Origin of the sequence: Kribbella sp. VKM Ac-2571, from assembly GCF_004362255.1 — a bacterium.
Classification (GTDB): domain Bacteria; phylum Actinomycetota; class Actinomycetes; order Propionibacteriales; family Kribbellaceae; genus Kribbella; species Kribbella pratensis.
The window spans coordinates 267327-287525 of record NZ_SNWS01000010.1 but is presented as its reverse complement, the minus strand read 5'-3'; the positions used below and the strand labels follow the sequence as shown (position 1 = coordinate 287525).

Annotated in this window: 11 protein-coding genes; 6 read left to right on the top strand and 5 right to left on the bottom strand. The window is 65.8% G+C overall.

Translation table 11 applies throughout. The features are described from left to right. Positions 1 to 85 precede the first annotated feature (85 nt). Together EV651_RS23365 and EV651_RS42495 are read right to left on the bottom strand one after the other, a co-directional pair. On the bottom strand, positions 86 to 334 hold the full coding sequence (locus EV651_RS23365) for a hypothetical protein (protein WP_133787358.1): 249 nt from the start codon (positions 332 to 334) through the stop codon (positions 86 to 88). Positions 335 to 1096: 762 nt separating this feature from the next. Continuing rightward, the gene (locus tag EV651_RS42495; protein WP_238157138.1) at positions 1097 to 1288 is read right to left on the bottom strand and encodes a S8 family serine peptidase; all 192 of its coding nucleotides are present in this window, start codon (positions 1286 to 1288) and stop codon (positions 1097 to 1099) included. Between the two features lie 634 nt (positions 1289 to 1922). On the opposite strand from EV651_RS42495, the gene EV651_RS23350 reads away from it, so the two are divergent. From EV651_RS23350 to EV651_RS23335, 4 genes are all read left to right on the top strand, one after another. Further along, positions 1923 to 2591: an alpha/beta hydrolase gene (locus EV651_RS23350; protein WP_166658723.1), complete on the top strand. Its 669-nt coding sequence runs from the start codon at positions 1923 to 1925 to the stop codon at positions 2589 to 2591. Between the two features lie 819 nt (positions 2592 to 3410). Beyond that, positions 3411 to 4286 (top strand): ABC transporter ATP-binding protein, encoded by an 876-nt coding sequence (locus tag EV651_RS23345; RefSeq protein WP_133787355.1) that lies wholly within the window; start codon positions 3411 to 3413, stop codon positions 4284 to 4286. After that, entirely contained in the window at positions 4286 to 5332 is a 1047-nt protein-coding gene (locus EV651_RS23340) for an ABC transporter permease (RefSeq protein WP_133787354.1), read from the top strand. Before EV651_RS23345 ends, EV651_RS23340 begins: the two co-directional genes overlap by 1 nt. Then, positions 5248 to 7542 (top strand): AAA family ATPase, encoded by a 2295-nt coding sequence (locus EV651_RS23335; RefSeq protein WP_166658722.1) that lies wholly within the window; start codon positions 5248 to 5250, stop codon positions 7540 to 7542. The genes EV651_RS23340 and EV651_RS23335 overlap by 85 nt, the downstream gene beginning before the upstream one ends. 358 nt (positions 7543 to 7900) lie before the next feature. On the opposite strand, the gene EV651_RS23330 is transcribed toward EV651_RS23335, so the two are convergent. The 3 genes from EV651_RS23330 to EV651_RS23320 all read right to left on the bottom strand — a co-directional run bounded on the left by EV651_RS23330 (position 7901) and on the right by EV651_RS23320 (position 14022). Further along, entirely contained in the window at positions 7901 to 10957 is a 3057-nt protein-coding gene (locus EV651_RS23330; RefSeq protein ID WP_133787352.1) for a hypothetical protein, read from the bottom strand. 380 nt (positions 10958 to 11337) lie between these two features. Beyond that, positions 11338 to 11925 (bottom strand): hypothetical protein, encoded by a 588-nt coding sequence (locus tag EV651_RS23325; RefSeq protein WP_133787351.1) that lies wholly within the window; start codon positions 11923 to 11925, stop codon positions 11338 to 11340. A gap of 297 nt (positions 11926 to 12222) precedes the next feature. After that, positions 12223 to 14022 carry a hypothetical protein gene (locus tag EV651_RS23320; RefSeq protein ID WP_133787350.1) on the bottom strand — a complete coding sequence of 600 codons (1800 nt, stop codon included), beginning with the start codon at positions 14020 to 14022 and terminating at the stop codon, positions 12223 to 12225. On the opposite strand from EV651_RS23320, the gene EV651_RS23315 reads away from it, so the two are divergent. Together EV651_RS23315 and EV651_RS23310 are read left to right on the top strand one after the other, a co-directional pair. Further along, positions 14008 to 14217 (top strand): hypothetical protein, encoded by a 210-nt coding sequence (locus tag EV651_RS23315; RefSeq protein ID WP_133787349.1) that lies wholly within the window; start codon positions 14008 to 14010, stop codon positions 14215 to 14217. The genes EV651_RS23320 and EV651_RS23315 overlap by 15 nt on opposite strands. A 331-nt stretch (positions 14218 to 14548) precedes the next feature. Further along, positions 14549 to 19924 carry a hypothetical protein gene (locus tag EV651_RS23310; protein ID WP_133787348.1) on the top strand — a complete coding sequence of 1792 codons (5376 nt, stop codon included), beginning with the start codon at positions 14549 to 14551 and terminating at the stop codon, positions 19922 to 19924. Positions 19925 to 20199: the final 275 nt, after the last annotated feature.

Sequence of the window (20199 nt, the reverse complement as noted above, 5' to 3'; positions counted from 1 at the left end):
TGTCTCATGCATGGTGGCGAGATGTCGAGCCGAAGGACTGGGCTCCGTTCGCAACCCAGCGGTAAGATCTCGCGAGCGGTACGTCTCAGCCCCACGCGTCGCGCCAATAGTGTTTGTCCTTGAAGGCTGTCGCGAGATCGCAGAGTTGCTCGCGCAGCACCGGCGCCTCCGGAGCGCCCGCGTCCCGGGCCTCGTCGTACCCTACGAGTACGAGTCGCAGTGCCGCGCACTGGCGGTGGATGTTGAGCGCCCAGCGCAGGAACGCGGCGGAGCCCGGACCCTTGCTGTATTCGCGCGCTTCGGTGGCGACCTCGAGCAGTCCTCGGCCAGACATCGACCGCGGTCTCGAAGGCAAAGTCCGGCACCGTCGAGGAGCTTGGGGCGGCGCGGACGAGGGCGTCGATGTGTTTGTTGAGTGCCTTGATTTCTTCGTCGAGTGCCTTCCAGCGGCGGGCGAGGTCGCGGAGCGCGGTCTTCACTCCGGCCATCAGGAGCCGGTCGGGATCGGTGATCAGGGCGAGAAGATCCTCCGCGCGTCAGTACGGTGTCCTCGAGTGAGTTGTCCGGCGGGTTCAGACACGGCGGGCGGTCGCAGAGCAGAATCTCCGCACGGCATCCGCGCCGATGCTCCTAAAATCGTTGGGCCACGGTGCCGTGGCCGGTCCGAGATTCTCCAAGCGATGCAACTATCTCGTTACCCGTCGGCCGTCGCGCCGGTCCTGTCGGCAAAGCCGGAATGGAGACGGTCCTGTCGAGTCTGCGGTTGAACGCCGATGCACCGGAACCGCGAAGACAGTCGTCATCAGCAGGCATGCTCCACCGCGGTCTTTCAGCGGGCTGGGTGCTGCCGGTAACGGGGTGGGCGGTTGCGCCAGGACGGCGCCGTAGCCGGTGGAGGATATCCGGGAGGATCACGGCTTGGGGCAGCGTCCCGGCGCAACCTGATGACCGCGATGTTCGCGGTACCCGACGACCCTAGGCAAGTAGTAGCAGCACGCAATCACCTTCGGAGATGAGGAGTGGGTCCTCCCACAGTGGTACGTGATCGGAGCCTTCACTCCGAGGCGTTGCCCGGTACGTCGACGTACATACCGGCTCACTCTGCAAAAATGCCAGGCACAATGGCGACTCCAGATGCGCTGATGTCGGGCTTCAGCGTGCCACTGATCCGCATGCCTCGACTGGCGAACTCGGCCAGCAGGTCCGGCTTGTCAACAGCTCCAACGGTCAGTGCCGTCGCGACCACCCCCACGACGTCCGCATACCCAGTCGCCGCCGCCGGTTCCATCTCGTCGATGATCCAGGACGACGGGCCGGAGGAGGCACCATCGCAGGTCTCTCGGAGTCGAACGGCCGGGGGTGGACCCCGATGGGCGAGACGGCAGAACAGCCGGATCGACCGTGGCCATCGCTGATCGCCCAGGTCCACCGAGTGCGTGGGCCCGCATGTGCCATTGGCAAGTGCGCGCCACAAGCGAAGCATGTCGCCCCGCTCGCCTGTACCCCTACCGGAGGACACCGGGTCCTCCCCAGGACGATTGCCGACGAGGTGCCGACGCTGTCACTCTCATGCCGGACGACGAATAGGGCGGTCAGCGGTTGCCTGGGTAACCACGGCGCCACGACCACCGCGGATGCGATATGGACGCATCTGACGGAGTCGTGCTCCGCACGAACAGGCAACCCGACATGGATGGATCTGGTAAATGACCAACAGCGCAACGCAGCGCCTGATGAGCCTGGTCTGTGCGACCGCCTTGGCCCTGACGGCAGGATGCGAACGGCATCCTGATGGTGCGGGAGGCAGTTCACCCGAGAGCCCGGCGACCTCCTCGGTCACCGCGTCGACGCCACTCTCGCCGACCGTTGACACCACCACACCGGCCCGGGCCGGGGGGCGATGTGGTCCGGCGCAGGTGCCGATGCGACCGATCGGCCTGCGCACGTCCGACGGGGTCCAGATCGCGGCCGCCGAAGCGGGAGCCGGAGCCCGAGGTGTCGTACTGGTCCACGAACTCGGTCGCCAAGGTATGTGTGGATGGTGGGACTATGCCGCCTACCTGTCGACTCGCGGCTTCCACGTGCTGCTGTTCGACCACCGGTGCGTCGGCGACAGCGGATGCCCCGCCGGTGGCAACGACCGCAACGGACTCATGTCCGACATCGACACAGCTGGTCGGTTCCTGCGCCTGCACGGCGCTCGAAAGCTCGTGCTGATCGGCGCCTCGCAAGGCGCATCGGAGGCCTTGATCGCCGGCGCGATCCCGCGCCCACGCATCGACGGCGTCGTCGCACTGTCGGCCGACGAGCTGGAGCTGCCACTGACCGCCCCCCCGTACCCACCGACCGCGCGAGCTGCCGCGCCCAAGCTGCGCCTGCCTGCAATGCTCGCGGTCGAGGCGGCCGACCGATACGTGTCCGTGCACGACACGCGCCGGCTCGTGGCCGGAATCAACTCCCGGGACAAGCGGCTGATCGAACTGCCGGCCGGCGCTGGTCACGGATGGAACCTGGTCGCCACCGACGGGTCCGGCAAACGCCCGCCGCTCTCCGACACCGTCGTCGCCTTCCTGCGGCGCGTCACGACTTGAGGACGGGCTCCTCACCAGGTGTCGCGCCGAAGGACGGCGTCAAGAAGTTTGAGGACGCGCTCGGGGAGAAGGCGCCAGGTCTACGGGCGTTGGGCGAACCGCTCAACAGACTGATTCCGTACGGCGATCCGCTGGTCACGAGAACCGCACCGAACGCCAGTATTCTCTCGCCGCGTGCCTCCATTTGCCGCGCGGCTTCACAACGTGCTCACAGTGACGCTGCCGTTCTCGCGAAAGGCAGTTCGGAGCGCCCGGAGATCTTCGAGGCTCGTATCTCATCGGCAGGCATGCCCCACCGCGTCCTTCAGCGGCCGGGGACGGGGCCAGTAGCGGGGTGGGGGCGGTCGCGCCGCGACAGGCGCCGTAGCCGGTGGAGGATATCGGGGGGATCACGGCTAATCGGCGACGACGTGACTCGAGCCCGTGGTCGATCGGCGCGAGACCGTCTGCGGATCCAGTTGGTGTTCCAAAACTCCTCTGCGTCGCTCGACCCGAGGATGACTGTCGGCTCGCCGACGCGATCCCGGCCGGCTCCCGCGCCGCCCCGGACCGCCGGGTGGCCTGCGAGGGCGAGGTGCGGCGGCTTCTCGAACGGTTTTCGGCCCGGACCGAAGGACTCTCCGGGTCGATTGGGCCGAAGGCAACGATTTGCCTCGTGGCGATTCTGTTTGTACCACTGCGGGGGGACGCAGATTCACCTCGCAGGATGATGTGCTGGCCGTCGCTGCGTACCTACGCTTGTTGGTCGACGCTCGCGATCTGGTTGCTCAGCCTGGCTCGCATTCGGCGATCGCCGGGCGGCGGGCGTCAGGAGGAAACGTGACCGCGGCTCTGCAGGCCCAGGGATTGGGCAAGAAGTACGGTCGACGCTGGGCGTTGACCGACTGTGATTTGGAAGTGCCGGCCGGGCATGTTGTCGGGCTGGTCGGGCCGAACGGGGCCGGCAAGAGCACGTTGCTGAACATGTCGGTCGGGATGCTCCGGCCGACGACTGGGGCGGTCGACGTGTTCGGAGCGCCGGCCGGGACGCAGCTGGCGAAGGTCGGGTACGTCGCTCAGGACACTCCGACGTACAGCCGACTCAGCATCGCCGACCATCTGAAACTCGGCGCCAGGCTCAACCCCGCTTGGGACGAATTCCTTGCGCAGCAACGGATTCAGCACCTTCAGCTCGATCCGAAGCAGCGGGCCGGCAGGTTGTCCGGTGGTCAGCGCGCTCAGCTCGCGCTCACGCTCGGCCTGGCCAAGCGCCCCGAACTGCTGATCCTCGACGAACCCGTCGCCGCGCTCGATCCACTGGCCCGTCGGGAGTTCCTGCAGGATCTGATGGAGGCGGTCGCCGAGCAGGAGCTCAGCGTCGTCCTGTCCTCGCATCTGGTCTCCGACGTCGAGCGCTCGTGCGACTACCTGATCGTGCTCGTCGGTTCACGAGTACAGGTCAGTGGCGAGATCGACACCCTGCTGGCGACGCACGTCCGGCTGACCGGACCGCGACGCGATCCGAAGGACCTGCCGAGCGACCAGCACATCGTGATCGAGAGCCACACCGACCGGCAGTCGACGTACCTGGTCCGGATCGAGCGGGCGATCCTCGACCCGACCTGGACCGTCACCCAACTCACGCTCGAGGACCTGGTGCTGGCCTACATGCGCCGCGAGCTGAAGCCCGAGCATCCGGTTCTGGAGGTGCGGTGATGATCTGGCTGACCTGGCGGCAGTTCCGCGTTCAGTTCCTTGTGGTCGCCTCGGTGATCGCCGCCACCGCCATCACTCTCGTCTTCACCGGCCCGGGGCTCGCTGACGACTATCGACGGTTCGCCGACTCGTTCATCCAAAACCTGGGCTTCCAACGCCTGAACCCGCTGCTGTATCGGATCGGCCAAGTCCTCCTGTATGCCGCTCCCGTGGTGATCGGAGCGTTCTGGGGCGCATCGCTGATCGCGCACGAATTGGAGGCCGGGACGCATCGGCTGGCGTGGAGTCAGAGCATCGGCCGCCGTCGCTGGCTCGCGACGAAGTTCGGAGTCACGGGTGGCGCCGCGATCGCCATCACCGGGCTGCTCAGCCTCGCGGTGACCTGGTGGGCCGATCCGATCGACAGCGCGATCAACGCCGGTCAGTACTCGAATAGCTACCTGCCGCGGATGTTCCCGGGTGTTTTCGGCGCCCGCGGCCTGGTCCCGATCGGGTACGCCGCCTTCGCCTTCGCCCTCGGTGTCGCGGTCGGTCTCGTCATCCGTCGTACGCTCGTCGCGCTCGCGGTCACGCTCACCGCGGTGATCCTCGTGCAGGTGCTCGCGCCGTCACTCATCCGGCCGCATCTGCTGACGCCGACGGATCAGTACATCGTCGCGTCGGCGGAGAACATCGTTGGCTTCGGGTTGAGCGGTGCCGAACCGAATCCTCAGGTGAAGCAGATGGAGGTCGCACCCGGGGCCGTCGGCGCCTGGAAGCTGTCCGACCAGACTGTGGACAAGTCGGGCAAGGAGCTGACCACGCTGCCCGACTGGGCCATCAAATGTGCGCCGGTGCCGCCGGGACCGCCACAGGAAACCAGCTCCAACCCGAAGCGGGATGCGTGCTTCCAGCGGCTCGCCGATGAGGGCTACCGGCAACATGTGCGGTACTACACCGCGGGCACCTTTTGGGATCTTCAGTGGCGAGAGTTCGGGCTGTTCATGCTGCTGGGGTTCGGACTGACCGGGTTCAGCTTCTGGCGGATCCAGCGGGATCTGTCCTGACTGCTCGCCGCACGCTCAAAGCAAGGCGAGGAGTACGGCCGCCACCCACCGCGGACGTCCACGGCAAGACGACCTGGGCAGCGCACGGTTCGGTACGGGGGCGAAGGTGTAGTCGGCGACAGCGATCGGGGGCGCGGCGCCGGCCAGGGCCCCTACCGGTACGCCGCCAGCTGGGGATTGCCGGTCGTCTCCCCCATCTCCCTCGACGACAATCGCCCCAAGATCTAGCGCGGCCGCCGACCGGGATCGGCGCGCGTCATGACCGCCGACGAGATCATGGCCCTGCTCGCGGCCGCCCGCACGTCCGCGACGCCCTGGTCGTCGGGCTGCTCTTCACTGTCGCGCTCCGGGTCTTCGCGATCTGCGCGGCCAACGACACCGACTGGTACGACGAGGGGCGCCGGACCCGGCTCAAGGTCACCGTGAAGGCGGCAAGGCCAAGCTCGTCCCGCTCGACACCACCCACCGTCGCCGAACTTCTCCACCTCTACCTCGCCCACCGGCCGCCATGGACCGGTACGGGCCCGGCCCCGCTGATCGTCGACACCGCCCGGAAGCAGCTCGACCGCCACGACGTCACCCGCATGCTGAGCCGGCTCGCCGACAAGGCCGGTGCCAAACTCCTCCTCGTCGGCGACGACGCCCAACTCGGCGCCGCCGACGTCGGCGGCGCCTTCCGCCTCATCGCCAACGACACCAACGCGGCCGAACTCGGCGACGTCTGGCGCTTCACCAACCAATGGGAGCGCGAAGCCAGCCTCCAACTCCGCAACGGACAACGCGATGTCATCGATCTCTACGACGAGCACAATCGGCTCTCACACGGATCCCTCGAAGACATGGAGACCGCCGCCTACCGCGCCTGGCAGGCCGACACCGCTGCGGGCCAAACCAGTCTCCTCATCGCCGCCGACAACGCAACCGTCGCTCGCCTCAATGGCCGCGCCCGACTCGACCGAGTTGCCACCGGCGAGGTTGAACCAGACGGAATCGTCCTCCACGACGGTACCCGTGCTGGTCTCGGAGACCACATCGTCACACGCCTCAACAACCGCCGGCTACGCATCGGCCGACGCGGCTTCGTCCAGAACGGCAATCGCTGGACGGTCATCCGCCGCTGGGACGACGGCTCGCTCACAGTCCAGAACGACGACCTGCAAACCGTCACCCTCCCGAGCGCCTATGTCCGCGAATCCGTCGAACTCGCCTACGCAACCACCGCCCACCGCGCCCAAGGCGCAACCGTCGACACCGCACACCTGCTCGTCACCGACAAGCTCACCCGAGCCCTCATGTACGTCGGCATGACCCGCGGCCGTCACAGCAACCGCGCGTACATCGCCACCCACACGACCACGGCCGAGATGCACGAACCCCAATTCCCCCAAACCATGCAGGACGTCCTCGAGGCCGTCCTGGATCAGGACGGAATCGATCGCTCCGCCCACGAGACCATGCGCACAGAACTCGACAACGCCACCCGACTCGACCGCCTAATCCCCATCCACGAACACCTCTGCCAATTAGACGCCCGCGAACGCTACCGCCCTGCCATCACCAACAGCGGCCTCGACCCCGTCGACCAAGCTGCCCTCCAGTCTTCCCCCGCCTTCGGCCCCCTCATAGCCGCGCTCCGGCGAGCCGAACTCCTAGGCCTCGACGTCCCCACCATCCTCCACAGGGCCGTCACCCAGTCCTCCCTCACGACGGCCAACGACATCGCATCAGTCCTCCACGCCCGCGTCGAACGAATCATCGCCCGAGCGGAACGACGCACGCGCTCGACAGCACCGGCGCTTATCGCCGCCCTTCTCACGCCCGCCGTACACGTCTCCAACCCCACCTACAAAGCCGCCCTCCAAGAGATCGAGTCACAGATCGCCCAACGCGCGGACTGGCTCATCGAACAAGCTGCCTCGGCCAACGAGTCGTGGTACCGACAACTCACGGACTCCGTGCCAGAGCAGACCGAGCTACGGCACCAACTCATCCGTGACATCGCCGCCTACCGCGAGCGCTATCAAGTCCACGCACCGGATCCTCTCGGCCCAGCGCCACTCACAGCTCACGGCCAACAGCGCAACCACAGCCACCTCAAGCGAAGGTTGCAGGAGATCTCCGGCGGCGTGCCGGTAGCACCGGCAACACCTGATCCAGCCTCAACCACTCGTTCCACCACCTCCAAGGCGATGCCGACGATCGACCACTGACCGCTGCAAGATAGCCGACGCCTGCGTCTGATGGTCGGTCTCCGTCGGCACCCCGGGCGGGCTGTCAAGGGTCCATGGAAGCGGCCGCACATTCGCGCCTGGCATGTCTGAAGCGAAGATCATTGACCGGAAGCGGGGATTCGCCCTGTTTCAGCGCACCCACGGCCCACGCCTCGCATGCAAGAGGTGTGTCAGTGGTCAACGACCCCTTGCTCGACCCCACCATCGGTGCGACGCTCCCGTTTGGCCGCTGCGGTTCTCCTGGGACAGGACCGACGTTGCCTGGTCCCGCCATCACTCACCCACGTTCGACCGCCGTGAAAGCAAATGTGGCCTCAGCTCGGAGGTCACTGGGTCCTCAGTGCATCGGCGCGAACGGGTCCTCGTGGTCAGCGTCGAGCGTCCAGTAGTCGTAGCGGGTCTCGAGCACACCGAGAACCTCGTGGGCGCGCAGCCCACCGGGATCCAATCCGTAGCCATTTGCGGTCGCGAAGTATGACACTGTCAGATGGTCGCGAAGCGACTGTGCTGTAACAGCCGAAACATCGATCTGCAAGTCGGCGGGATCTTCGGGCTCCCAGCGAGCAATGCGTTCCATCAGGGCGGGATCATTACCGTCTTGCCCGCGTTTCGCCAGGCGATAGTTGAGGACCTGGCTGAAGAGGGCCATCAGGACGTGCCAGTCCTTCCAGCCGTCGTCGCGTAGCTCCGCGGCTACCTCGCGGATCCGGCCGTCCTCCAGGAGCCTAGGCAGCGTGACTTCCAGGCTGCGGGTCAACAGCGGATATCTTCTGGCGGTTCGCTCCTCTGGTGACTCGTCTGTGAACACAGGTCCGCGCGTAATCCGGGGCGATAGATAGGTCGATGTGAGTACGTCACCGAATCCCGTGGTTGCGAGTGGGGTGGTTGACCGCCGCTTAGCCGCCGCAAAGCTATCGCGTGGTAAGACCGCGTACGCCCTGTCGTACCTGATGTGCGGCATCACCGCTCGCGCCAGAGCACCTTCAGCCCCGATGCGCGACAAGATGTCTTCGATCGAGGCCTGGGGTAGAAGCGACGCTGTCACGCAGAGAGCCCCTGCAACACTTGTCACCTCGGCAATGGCTGCCTTGAACTCGACAGAATGCGGTCCGAGGTCGCGAGTCAGCGTCGCCCTCCAGAGCAGAGCACCGTCTTCGGCCCGCCCACGGTCCTTGAGATGCCGTCCAAGTCCTTGCTGAGTTGCTGGTGCTGGGCGCTCGGTTCGGACGTCGACGTCCATCGTCACGGTTGCGAGTACGAGGTCGTCCTCGCCGAGCGCCGCGACGATGATCTGGATCACGGCGGCGAGCCGTTCGGCCGCTCTCACGTCGTCGTACGTGTTTCTGGTGCGTATGCGCCACTGAACCTCGCGGGTGGTGAACGTCATCAAGCGATGACGGCCGCCATCGGCAAACGGCGCTTGGCCTAGCTCCGACGCCACGCGGTCGATCAGTCCACCATCAGGGATCGCCGTAGCCAGCTGGCTGAAATCCAGATGTGCCTCATCTCCCTGATCAACTGGTAATCGCTCGTAGATCCACTGCGTCAGGTCGGGATCCCCCGCCTCGTCGACGACTGCGGCGACCGTTGCCAGTGACCGGGCAATCTCGACGGTGTCGTCCCACAGAATGGGCTCGTCGGCGGCGATCCGAAGGTCTGTATGTGCGTCGGCCGCCAACGGAAGTATTGCGATGAACGAGAGCCAGTTGCCGGCAAGGAAATCGCACCGGGCCGCGAGCAGCAGGCTGTCGACCACGAGTGGCTCCGGCTCCTCTCGCTCCATTGCGGCCACCGCTCCTGCTGCCAGTGCGTAGTACTTTGCCGCGTACAGCAGGCCGAGCTCCTGGTAGATCGCTGCAGCGTCGAGCATCGCCTGCGCACCCGCGCGATGGTCGCGCCCTGAGAGCATCGCTGATCGTGCCTCGTGCAGCTCCGCAAGTGCAGCGAACGGCTTACGTCTCGTCAGAAGACTCGATGACCGTGTGCGGGCCAGTTCTGCGACAGCGAGATTTCCAGCTGCTGCGGCAACCATCGAATCCAGTTGAGTCCGAACCGTCGGCCAACGCGGATCTTCCTCAACGCTTGCGGCGTGCCATGCGACAGTCATTGCAAAGGACTCGACAGGGAAGCGCGGTGCCTGGTCGGCGAGTCGCACCGCTTCCGACCACGCGTCGAGTGCGCCCCCTGGGTCGTGGACTGGCAGGATGAACCGCGGTTCTGTGATCTGGCGGGCCAGCAACTCGTCCCACTCGGTCGAAGACATCGGTGGTGGCGGTGGGACCTGGCCGCGGGCGAACTCATCAGTGACTAGTCGATGCAGGTCGACGCGGAGACGCGCTCGGCCGAGGAGCGCGTACAGCTGGCAGGCGCGGTCGCGATCTGTAGCTGCCAGCGCCAAAGAGGCGATTTGTCGCTCCAAACCGTGGCCGAACTCCTCGAGCTCGACAGCCGTCAGATCAGTCGCCGCGTACATCCACGCACCTCGCGCATAGGTAGCGAGGAGTTCCGCCGAATCCAGCTCTTCGGCCGACTCGGAGCCCACGGCATCGGTCAATGTGAGCCGTACCAGGTCATCAGCCGGACGCAGGTCACCCAGGCCACGCCACGTTGCTACGGCGATTTCGTACCGCGCACGACGGCGAATAATCTGGTCTTGACTGTCCAGCAGCGGAGACATACGGGACAGCCAAGTCGGAACGTCACTGCGAACAGCCTCGGTGAAGGTAGCGAAACGCAGGCACCCCGTCAGTTCGATCAGGTCGCCGACAGTTGTGGCTTGGGCCGCACGGGATAGCCATCTTGCGTGACTTTCCGCGTACCACTGGGGTCCGGCACTCGGTGGTGCAAGGTACGCAGGGATGTCGAGAAACTCCACCGCGATCCAGAACGTGTCTCGGTCACAGAGCAGGCCAGTGAGTGTCTGTCCATCGAGGATCTCCAGCCGAACGTGGTGCAGGTCTTCGGCCTCTTGGATGAGCTGGTGCCGAGTTGCAGTAGGAATGTCCGGCTCGGCGAAGTACACGACCGCGTCGACTGCTGATCCGAGCGAGACCGCTCGAGCGATGTCACGCCTGATCTTGCCAGCCAGATCCGTGCGCCCGAGGGTGCAGCAGAAGACGATGGTGTCATCGCGTTCGATCCCAAGGCGAGTTCCGAGATCGCGAACCCGCCCCGGCACGTATCCGATGAACGTCTCGAAGTCTCGTCCTTGGTCCCCTCCCGATGAAACCGGACCCGTGCCTGCCACGATGTTGGGGGTGATTCGCTGTCTGGCCAGCGCAGTGCAGAGATGTTCGAAACGGTGGTGCTCGTTGCGGCTGAGAAGCTGTGCCAACGCAAATCTGACGAGCATCTGTAGTTGTCCGCGCCCAACCGCAGGATCATCAGCAGCCAAGAAGTCACCCCCTGTGAGGGAAGCACGATACCGCGCCGGATGGGGCGAAGCTCGAGCCCGCACGTTCGTGCGGTTGTTCCTTCACGGCGGGTTGCAGCTGCTCAGCTAATCGGAGTCCTGATCTGCGCGCCCAGGTTCCGAACCGGCAGGACCGACGCGAATCTCAGGTTCATGGACGACGTACCAATGGCCGCCGTGCAGTGTCGGCTCCTCGATGTGAACGGTGGCGCGGACATGTTCTTTCGCCGCGAGTTGCTTCAGGTGAAACGTAAACCCCTCCACTGACCGGCTGCCGCGACCGGCGAGGGCTTCGATGTCCCCGAGAGCCTGCCGCGGTCGTGGATATGTAAGTGCCGGAGAGCCCTTCGGAATGGCCTGCCTCAGACCAGGGGCTCCATTTCGCTGGCGTCGAGGTAGACGAGTTGTCGGTGCTCTTCCGTCCCGGCTGGTCCGGCATCGATCGTGAGCGACCGCCCGAGTTCCTCGGTGGGGCTGCGACGGAATCCGCCGTCGCCGTCAGGGACGAGCTCGATCAAGTCGCGAGCCTCGTACTCACCCTCCCCGCGCACCTCGCTGAGCATCTCCATAACCGTCCTCGCGTTGAATCGCCGGCTAGACGGAAGGATGCCGGATGGCAGCCGGACGAGCTGAGGCCATCCAGGGCGGCCGCAGTGCTCGAGTTCGTCCCAGAAGAGGCGCCACTTCAGCGGACGCATGTGGACTGGCGGCCGAGTTGCCCACGTCTCCCGCCGGAGGGGGTGGGGAACGGACATGTCGTACCGCACCAGACGTGCACTGGCGTTACGGCCGGGCTGAACCCGCGGGTCGAACTTGGGCCCTAGCACGTCGGCGACGTCGGCCGCCGGCATGACGACCATCCATTCGGCGAACCACCAAGTGCGCCCACTTCGCTGGTATGCGAGTTCTGCCGCGACAATGCCGTGCTGTGCGGCGGCTTCGGTGAGCAAACCTTTCCAGGTCGGGCGCGGGAACGCGTAGAAAGGCTGTCGGCTCAGCGGAAGTTGCAGGTATTGCCAGAGCTGTCCCAAATCGATCCGAACGTCGTGCAGGTCAGGTCGGGTGACGGTCGTTGTCTTGAGCTCGATTTGGACGGCCTTGCCCGGTCGGCGTGGTAGCCATCCGATGTTGATGTCCTCCCCGTAGGCCGGCCACCAGAGCGATGCCTTCGACCTGTACCGGTAGTTCAAATGCTGGCTCGACCAATGCTCGAGTGTCTTCTCGGGTACGGAAACAAATCCCATGAATCAGTTGCGCTTCCTGTCTGTGACTGTCACCTTGCCGTCGCCGAACTTGAGATACCCGCTCCAGTCCTCCCGATCGAAATCGGCGCCTTGGTAGGAGATCCATTGGATCGCGATGCGGTTGCCCTGGACCTTGAAGGAGCGTACGTCGCTGTGCTCGGCTTCGACGTACTTCCCGAGGTCAACGGACCCGAGGAGCGTCGGACCGGGGCCGTAGACGGCGATGGTCTGGGGCCAGGTCACGCCGCCCGCTGAGCAGTCGTAGACGGCAACGGTCTCCTGGACGCCGTCGGAGTTGAGGTCAGTCGTTGCCAGCGGCAGTGGCGAGGTGTACTGGACGCCCTTGAGTCGAATGGCGACGTAGCCCTGTGTCAGGGGATCGGCGAGCGGTAGGCTCCCGTTCACCAGGCGACCTGACGGGTGCGTGCACATCGCCGGCGCCTGGGCTCGCAGCAGCGACTTGGGGGTAACGCCGCTCAGGCTCTTCATGATGGCGGTGGCGACGATGCTCGCCGCCTTCTGATCTGCCCAGTCAGTCGGCAGCAGGCTTGCCAAGCCGGATCGATGGCTCTGGCTGCAGTCTTCGAGTGGCTCCACCGCGGTCTCGGCTGCGTCCTCGAAGTCCTTGAACTGCCATAGCTCCTTGCTGGTGTCGGCGAATCGATCCTGGAGCGCGAGGTTCCGGTAGAGGCGGTTCGAGTCCGTGGACAGTGAGGTGCAGGTCGGCTTCCAATGGCCCAGTACCTCGGGTGTACCGCGGCCGTTGATCGACCAGGCGAGCGGTCCGACGAGGGCATTGGCGAATTGGTCGGACAGGTAGAAGAGGATCTTGCCGACCGTGATGACGCGGAAGACGCTCACGAGTTCCCGGGCGACCCGGTTCGACTGGATCGCTGCGGTTTGGGACAGCCCACCCTTGGCGATCAGTGCCCGCGAGAGTTTCTCGAAGCGGATGCCGAACTCGCTGTCAGGCTCCATCAGTTCCTTGGCGCAGCCTCCGATAGCGTTGGCAACGGTGCGCCCGAGCTCGGCGACGTCGCGGAGGTTCGGTTTGTCGAGCAGTTCCTTGCCGCCGCACTCGTACAGTGCCTGGATGGCAGCAGACACAGCAGGACTGTCGACCGCGACGCGCGATTCGTTGGCACCAAAGGCGACAGCGTCAGCGAGCACCGTCAGGAGATCGACCGATGCCCTGGCCTCGATGTGGTAGCTGCCGGGTGTCTTCGGGCGCGCGATGCCGACAGCGTGTGTCTTCAAGGGTGGGATCAGGTGACGCGTCGAGGTATCGAGAACCTGCTGCGCGATCGAGTAGACGATCCACTTCGGGTCGTACTCGTCATCACCGCGCCATACCCAGGCCCATGGCTGGCCGCCATGGACCATTGACATCTGCTGACTGAAGGTTCTGTTGTTCGCGATCCGAACCGTGACTCTGCTGTCCTTGTCAGGCTCAAAGCACACCCGGATCGCCGACGCCGCCAAGTCCTTGTCCGGATCGACGGTGCCAGTTACCCATGGAGGCAGCTTGTTGGTGCTGCACTTCGGCTCGTCGACCCTGGTTCCGGTGATCTGCCCTGTCGTCTGGCCGATGTCCGCGAACCAGGTCAGGATCGAGAACTCGCGCACGGCGGCGGTCAGGACGTTGCCGCGCCAGACCGGCCGTTCAGGCGTGTACGCCCAGGCATTGGCCTGGGGATTCCAGCGCCCCAGAACGACACTCGCGCGCTGCGTAGCGGTGAGGTCCGGCAAATTCCACGACAGGGTGAGCGCATTCCGAAGGGGCTGGTCATGATCCACCGCCACGGGGAGTCCAACGAGTTCCTCGCCGTACGGTCCTTTGACAGTTCCGATCGCGCTTCCGGTGCGGACCTCGATGGTGTGGCCCGCGGCTACGGCGCCGGCCGGTACGTCGACAGTAACGCCAGGCCAGTTGACGCGGCCGCCGGTAGCGTCGACCGACCGTGGGTCGCCTGTCAGCTCTGGCTGCACCTCAGCTGATGGCGTCGCCGGCTGGGGCGTGTTCGACGTCGACGGTTGATCAGTCACGGCGCGCGGCAGCTGCGTGCATCCGCCGACGATCAGGATCAGCAAACCAAGAGCGAGCACAATCCGTCTCACATGTCCCCCCAGACATCCCCGAGTACTGACTACATCGTGTCGCCGGGGCGAATGGTTACCGTTTGTTTGCCACACGGTCTGATCCAGAAGAGGCACTCAATTTCAAACGGGCAACGTGGTAACGCAGCGACGTTCTGCGGCGATGTCACAGCCGGGCGTCGCAAATCTCCGCGGCGTGTTTTGCCGGCGGCACCTATGGGGGGACCAGAAAATGCCGTACAGAAGGCGCACGCTCGCGCTCGTCCGCGGGTTGTCGCTCGCGCTGGCCTGTCTGCTCACGATCAGCTTGTTGGCCGGTCCAACGGCACATGCGGACGAGTCGCCGGGGGTCACCAGTACGCCGACCCCCGTCGATCCGCCGTCCCCGATCGAGACATCGCCCGCGAAGCCGTCCCCGACGAGTACGCCGTCGCCCGCCGTGACGCCGCGAGAGTCGGAGACGCCGAGCCCGTCGGCAACACCAACACAGCTGCCAGCTACCCCGGCGCCGAAGCCGACGGCGAAGTCGGCGGAACAGGAGGCGGCTGCTGACGACACCTGCGAGACAGGTTCGCTCGCGCAGTGGGGAGCGCCGCTGCCGTTCTCCGGCACGCGTGGTACGACGACGTCCGAGTGCTTCCAGGTGACGACCGGCGCCTTCGGCATGTATGCCTGGCGGCTAGTGCAGGCGTCCTCCAACTGGAGCGCGACACTGCGCATGTACGACAGCTCCGGCACGTTGGTGTACAACGGCTGGGCGGGCAGCGGTTTCGACACGGTTCGACTACTCGCCGGACGCCAGTACACACTGGAGATCTCTGGCAACGTCGGTTCCAACCCGGCCGGATATCAGCTAGGTCTGTTCGAGATCGCCGCGGGCGGGCCCTGCGCGACCGCAGCCAGCACAACATTCGGTACGACGCCGCTCAGCGGGATGTTCACCGACGGGACCGAGCTGACCTGTCGGGAGCTGACCGAGCCGTCTGGCTCGTTGCTCCGCGTCGACACGCAGGCGACCACATCGGGCACGTCGACTGTAGTGCTCGACTCGACGGGCAACTCGATCTGTAGCTGGACCGCGAGCTCGTCCGCTATGGACTGCCGCTTGTCCGGCACGGCGCCGTACCGGGTCGTTACCCGCTCGTCGAGCGGAACCACCGCGGTACCGGGCAGCTACAAGACCTGGGCCGACAACGTCACGTCGGCAGCGGGCTGTGAGGCCTCGACGCTGACGGGCTGGAACTCCGCGCCGAGCATCACCGGTAGCCGATCGGCCAACGCCGCTGACTGCTACACCGTCTCCAGCGCGACCTTCGGCCAGTACGTGGTGCGATCGACCCAGGAGAACACCAGTTGGACGGCGCGTGTCGCGATGTACGAGCCGGGCGGCGCGCGGGTGTTCGACAGCTTCTCGGGCTACAACACCGTCGAGCTCAAAGCCGGCTTGAACTATCGAGTCGTGGTGTACGGAGACCCGAGCGGTTACCCGGCCGGATATGCGGTCGCGATCGCACAGATCAACGGCTCGGCGGGCTGCCCCGCGGTCGCGTCGGCGGCTTGGGACTCCGCAGGCACGGCGATCTCGCTGACCACCGGAGAGGAGCTGGACTGCCGGCAGTTCGGCGATGCCCAGAACTCGATGGTGCGCATCAGGCTCGGAGCGAGCGCGCTGTACGCCGAGGTGTACAACGCGTCCGGCGCCTCGCTGTGCTCGGTGGCCTCGAGCAGCGACACCGACTGCCGGCTCTCCGGCGCGGCGCCGTACAGAATCGTCACGCGGTCGGGATACGGCAGCAATCATGACCCTGCCACGGCCACGCTCTGGACCTACAACATCGCCAGTACGACGGGATGCTCGAGCAACTCGCTCGGGACCTGGCAGCAGCCGCTGCCGGTGTCGGCCGACCGGTCGGAGCGCGCCGCGGACTGCGCCCTGGTCACCACCGATGCCTTCGGTGACTACGTGCTCCGGTACGCGCAGGACAACGGCAGCTGGTCTGGCCGAGTCACGATCTACGAACCGACCGGGGCCCGCATCTACTCGGCGTCCGGCAGCGACTTCACCACGCTGCAGCTCAAGGCGTCGACGACGTACCGGGTGCTGTTCACCGGCGACACGAACGGCTATCCGCCGGGCGTCGACTTCGGCCTGTATCGGCTGACGGGCAGCGGCAGTTGCCCCGTACTGTCTGACGTGACCTGGAACGCGACGGCAACGTCACAGACCTTCAGCGCTGGAACGGAGCTGGGCTGCCGCGAACTGCCCGGCGCCCCCGGTACGACGTTCCGCATCACGTCGCCGTCGAACGCCGACGGCCAGTACCTTCGCGGTTTCGTGTTCAACGCGGCGGGCTCCCAGGTGTGCGACACGTCGTACACAACATCAGGTGAGAGCTGCACGCTGTCCGGCAGCGCGCCGTACCGAATCATCACCAGGCCCGTCGGCTCGCGAGCCGGTACCTACACGTTCTGGGCGAACGACTTCAGTTCGACAACGGGCTGCAGCTCGATCGACTCCACTGCGCCGATCTCGGCTCCGGCGGCCGGCGGGACGATGACACCTGGCAGTGCTGCTGCCTGCTGGACGGTCGGCTTGGCGCGGGACGACCGGGCTTGGTTGAGCCTTGTCTCGACGACCTCCACGACGTTGCGGGCAAACCTGTTCAACGGCGCCGGACAGAGTCTGTGTTCGCTGGGCAGTTCGTCGTCGCATGCCGACTGTGCGCTGACGCAGGCAGGACCGTACAAGTTGCTCGTCACCGGTCCGGCCGGTGACGACAGCGGCTACCGCGTTGCGTTACGACGGACGAACAGTCCGGTCGGCTGTCAGCGCGTGGACGGTGTCGCGTCCGGAATCGCCGAGCAGCGCGGAGACGTCGGCGCCGTCGATCAGTTGGCGTGCGTCCGATTCGGCGAGGCTGCCGGCGACCAGATGAACTTCACGGCGGTCAACCCAGCGATCGCGGGCAACCCGACGCACTACGTCGATGTGCACGGCCCGAACGGCGAGCTGGTCTGCAGCCCCCGCTCCTGGTACACCTCTCCGCAATGCACCTTCACGACAGCCGGCGACCACACGGCGATCGTGTCTGCGGGCAGCTATCCAGGCAAGTTCCTCTTCAGCTCGACATGCGTCAACCCCGCCTGCGGGCCTGAGGTTTTGACGCTCGCCGGCGTCACACCCCAACGCGTCGGAGCTGCAGCCGCCACCACGGTCACAGTCCGTGGCAAGGCACTGGCGACCTCGCAGCAGGTCGAACTGGTCCGCGGTACGACGCGGATCACAGGTCGGCCGATCGCCGTTTCCGCCGACGGCCGCGAATTGCAGGTCTCGTTCGACTTGACCAACGCGGCGCTCGGTCTGTACGACGCCGTGGTCACCTCGCCCTCCGAAGGGACCCTGCGTGCAACCGGTGCGCTGACGGTCGAAGGTATCCGTCCGGCGCACATCGAGACCGGTCTGGTCACACTCGGCCGATTCGTCGCCAACCGGCCGCAGACGGTCTCTGTGACGGTGAAGAACACCGGCAACGTCGACGCGCTGGGCGCACCGATCATCCTCGACGGCCTTCCGGCTGGATCCGTCGTCACACCGCAGTTCGACCTGGTCGGAGCTACCGGGCCGATCTCTTCGGTCAGCACGATGGCATGGCGGCCCGAACACTCCGTCTACACCGGCAAGGACGGCAAGCTCGGCGTACCGCTCTTCATCGGACGGATCCCGGCTGGAGCCAGCCACCAGTACGACTTCACGGTCACTGTCCCGACCGCGTCGAACTACAACCTCTCGGCGCTGACCTCGGACTGCATGGTGTCGTCGACGACGAGTCGCGCGGCCGCGGCGGACTCTGCCAAGGACAGCTGCGCGGATGCCGTCTTCTCGCTCGGCATCGATGCCATCGGCCTGATCCCCGGGAGCTCCTGCGTGACGTTCGCCCTGGACGCCGAGAAGGCGATCGTCGAGAACATCGCGGACAACGCGCCTCCGTTCCAGGCATCCTCGACCTCGGAGATGTTCGAGTCGGCGCTCAGTGCCGTGGAATGTGTGGCGGACGTGACCGGGCCGCTCGGCCTGGTCTTCAAGGTTCTCGACGGGATCAGCGCGGCGAAGGACATCGTCGCCGTCGGCTCGAGATGTTTCGGCGGGCAGTCCGCACAGCAGACGTCGGTCGCGTCGTTGGACCCGAACGAGTTGGTCGGGCCGGCTGGTGGCGGCGCCGCACACGCGGTGACCACGAGCGGTGCGCACACGTTCGCTGTGTACTTCGAGAATGCGAAGACAGCCAGCGCCCCGGCGCAGGAGGTGCGCGTCACTGATCATCTGAACCCAGCACAGTACGACCTGAGCACCCTGAGATTCGGTGCGGTGCAGTTCGGCACCACGCGGTGGACGCCGGCGTCGGAGTCCACATCGATCGGACAGGCCCTTGAGCTCGGCGACGGATTGCAGCTGAACATGCAGGCGTCGTACGACGCCCTAGGCGCTGTGAACTGGACTCTGAAGACAGAGGACATCGTCACCGGCGCCCTTCCGGAGGATCCGCTGAAGGGGTTCCTGCCACCGAACGTCGACGGCACCGAGGGACAGGGCGTGCTCTACTTCACCGTTCAACCGAAGACCGTTGCCGACGGCACCGTCCTGAGCAGCCGCGCGGACGTCGTCTTCGACCTGAACCCGCCGATCGCCACGAACACCTGGACCAACCTGGTCGACAACACGGCACCGATCGCCAAGGCGAGCGCCCCGGCATCCGCGACGACCAAGACGTTCACGGTGTCCTGGAGCGGATCGGACGCGACGTCCGGCATCGCGTCGTACGACGTACTGGTGGCGACCGATGGCGGTCCCTACGCCACCTGGAAACAGGGCGTTCCGGCCAGCAGCGCGACATACACCGGCGTATCCGGGCACGTGTACCGCATCTCGGCGATCGCCCGCGATGTCGCGGGCAACGTGTCGCTGCCACCGCCGACGCCACACGCGACAACGGTGATCCGCGACGCAACACTGCTAACCATCGGTAAGCCCGCCACCATCAAGTACGGCGGCTCACTGGTCGTGGCGACGCAGGCGAAGGACGTCGCGACGGGTGCGGTGCTGGCCAAGGTCCCGGTCGTGCTGTACAAACGAGCGTCGTCAACCGCCGCCTGGGTCAAGGTCGCGACGCTGACCACGAGCGTGACAGGCGTCGCGACAAGCACCCAGGTGCCAAAGGCCTACACGCAGTTCCTCTGGCAGTACGCAGGCGACGCGACGCACTCGGCCGTCGGCTCGGGCATCCAGGTGGTCTCCGTGATGCAGATCGTGTCTGTCCGCGCAACCGCGTCGTCGGTGGCCCGGGGAACCGTAGTCAAGCTCTACGGAGCGGCGGCCCCGGTCGTCACCAACCAGGTCGTCTACCTGCAGCGGCTGGTCGGCTCGACCTGGAGGACCGCCGGGAGCGCAAAGCAGATCCGGCAACGAATGCCGAACGGCGCCTTGGCCACGGGCTACCTCTTCAGCCTCAAGTTCTCCTCGGCCGGAACGTTCGCATACCGCGTCTACAAGCCGGCCGTGACCGGCCTGTCCGCCGGCTCATCAGCAACCGTCAGCATCCGAGTGAGGTGACGGTGGGCTCAGGTCCATATTCGGGAGCAGGGACAGATGACCCGAGCCGACGGCCAAGTTGAAGGGAGGCGCAGTCGACGCGGCGGGCAGGAATCGTCCCTGCTTTCCTGAATCCTGGGTAGGTGTTCCCAAAACCGGCCTCGCGACACTCAACTGTCGGCATGGTCATGAACTCATGATCGGCGTGGGCGGTGGCACGTGAGCAGCCCTCGAACGTTGTGTCCACGCTATGGTGGCGTAAGGGAAATGGCGGTGGGGAGAGCGGTGGCCTGGGG

Coding starts and splice junctions, on each gene's coding strand:
- EV651_RS23365 (WP_133787358.1), bottom strand. CDS start 334: ATGTCTGGCCGAGGACTGCTCGAGGTCGCCACCGAAGCGCGCGAATAC.
- EV651_RS42495 (WP_238157138.1), bottom strand. CDS start 1,288: ATGGAACCGGCGGCGGCGACTGGGTATGCGGACGTCGTGGGGGTGGTC.
- EV651_RS23350 (WP_166658723.1), top strand. CDS start 1,923: ATGCGACCGATCGGCCTGCGCACGTCCGACGGGGTCCAGATCGCGGCC.
- EV651_RS23340 (WP_133787354.1), top strand. CDS start 4,286: ATGATCTGGCTGACCTGGCGGCAGTTCCGCGTTCAGTTCCTTGTGGTC.
- EV651_RS23315 (WP_133787349.1), top strand. CDS start 14,008: ATGATCCACCGCCACGGGGAGTCCAACGAGTTCCTCGCCGTACGGTCC.
- EV651_RS23310 (WP_133787348.1), top strand. CDS start 14,549: ATGCCGTACAGAAGGCGCACGCTCGCGCTCGTCCGCGGGTTGTCGCTC.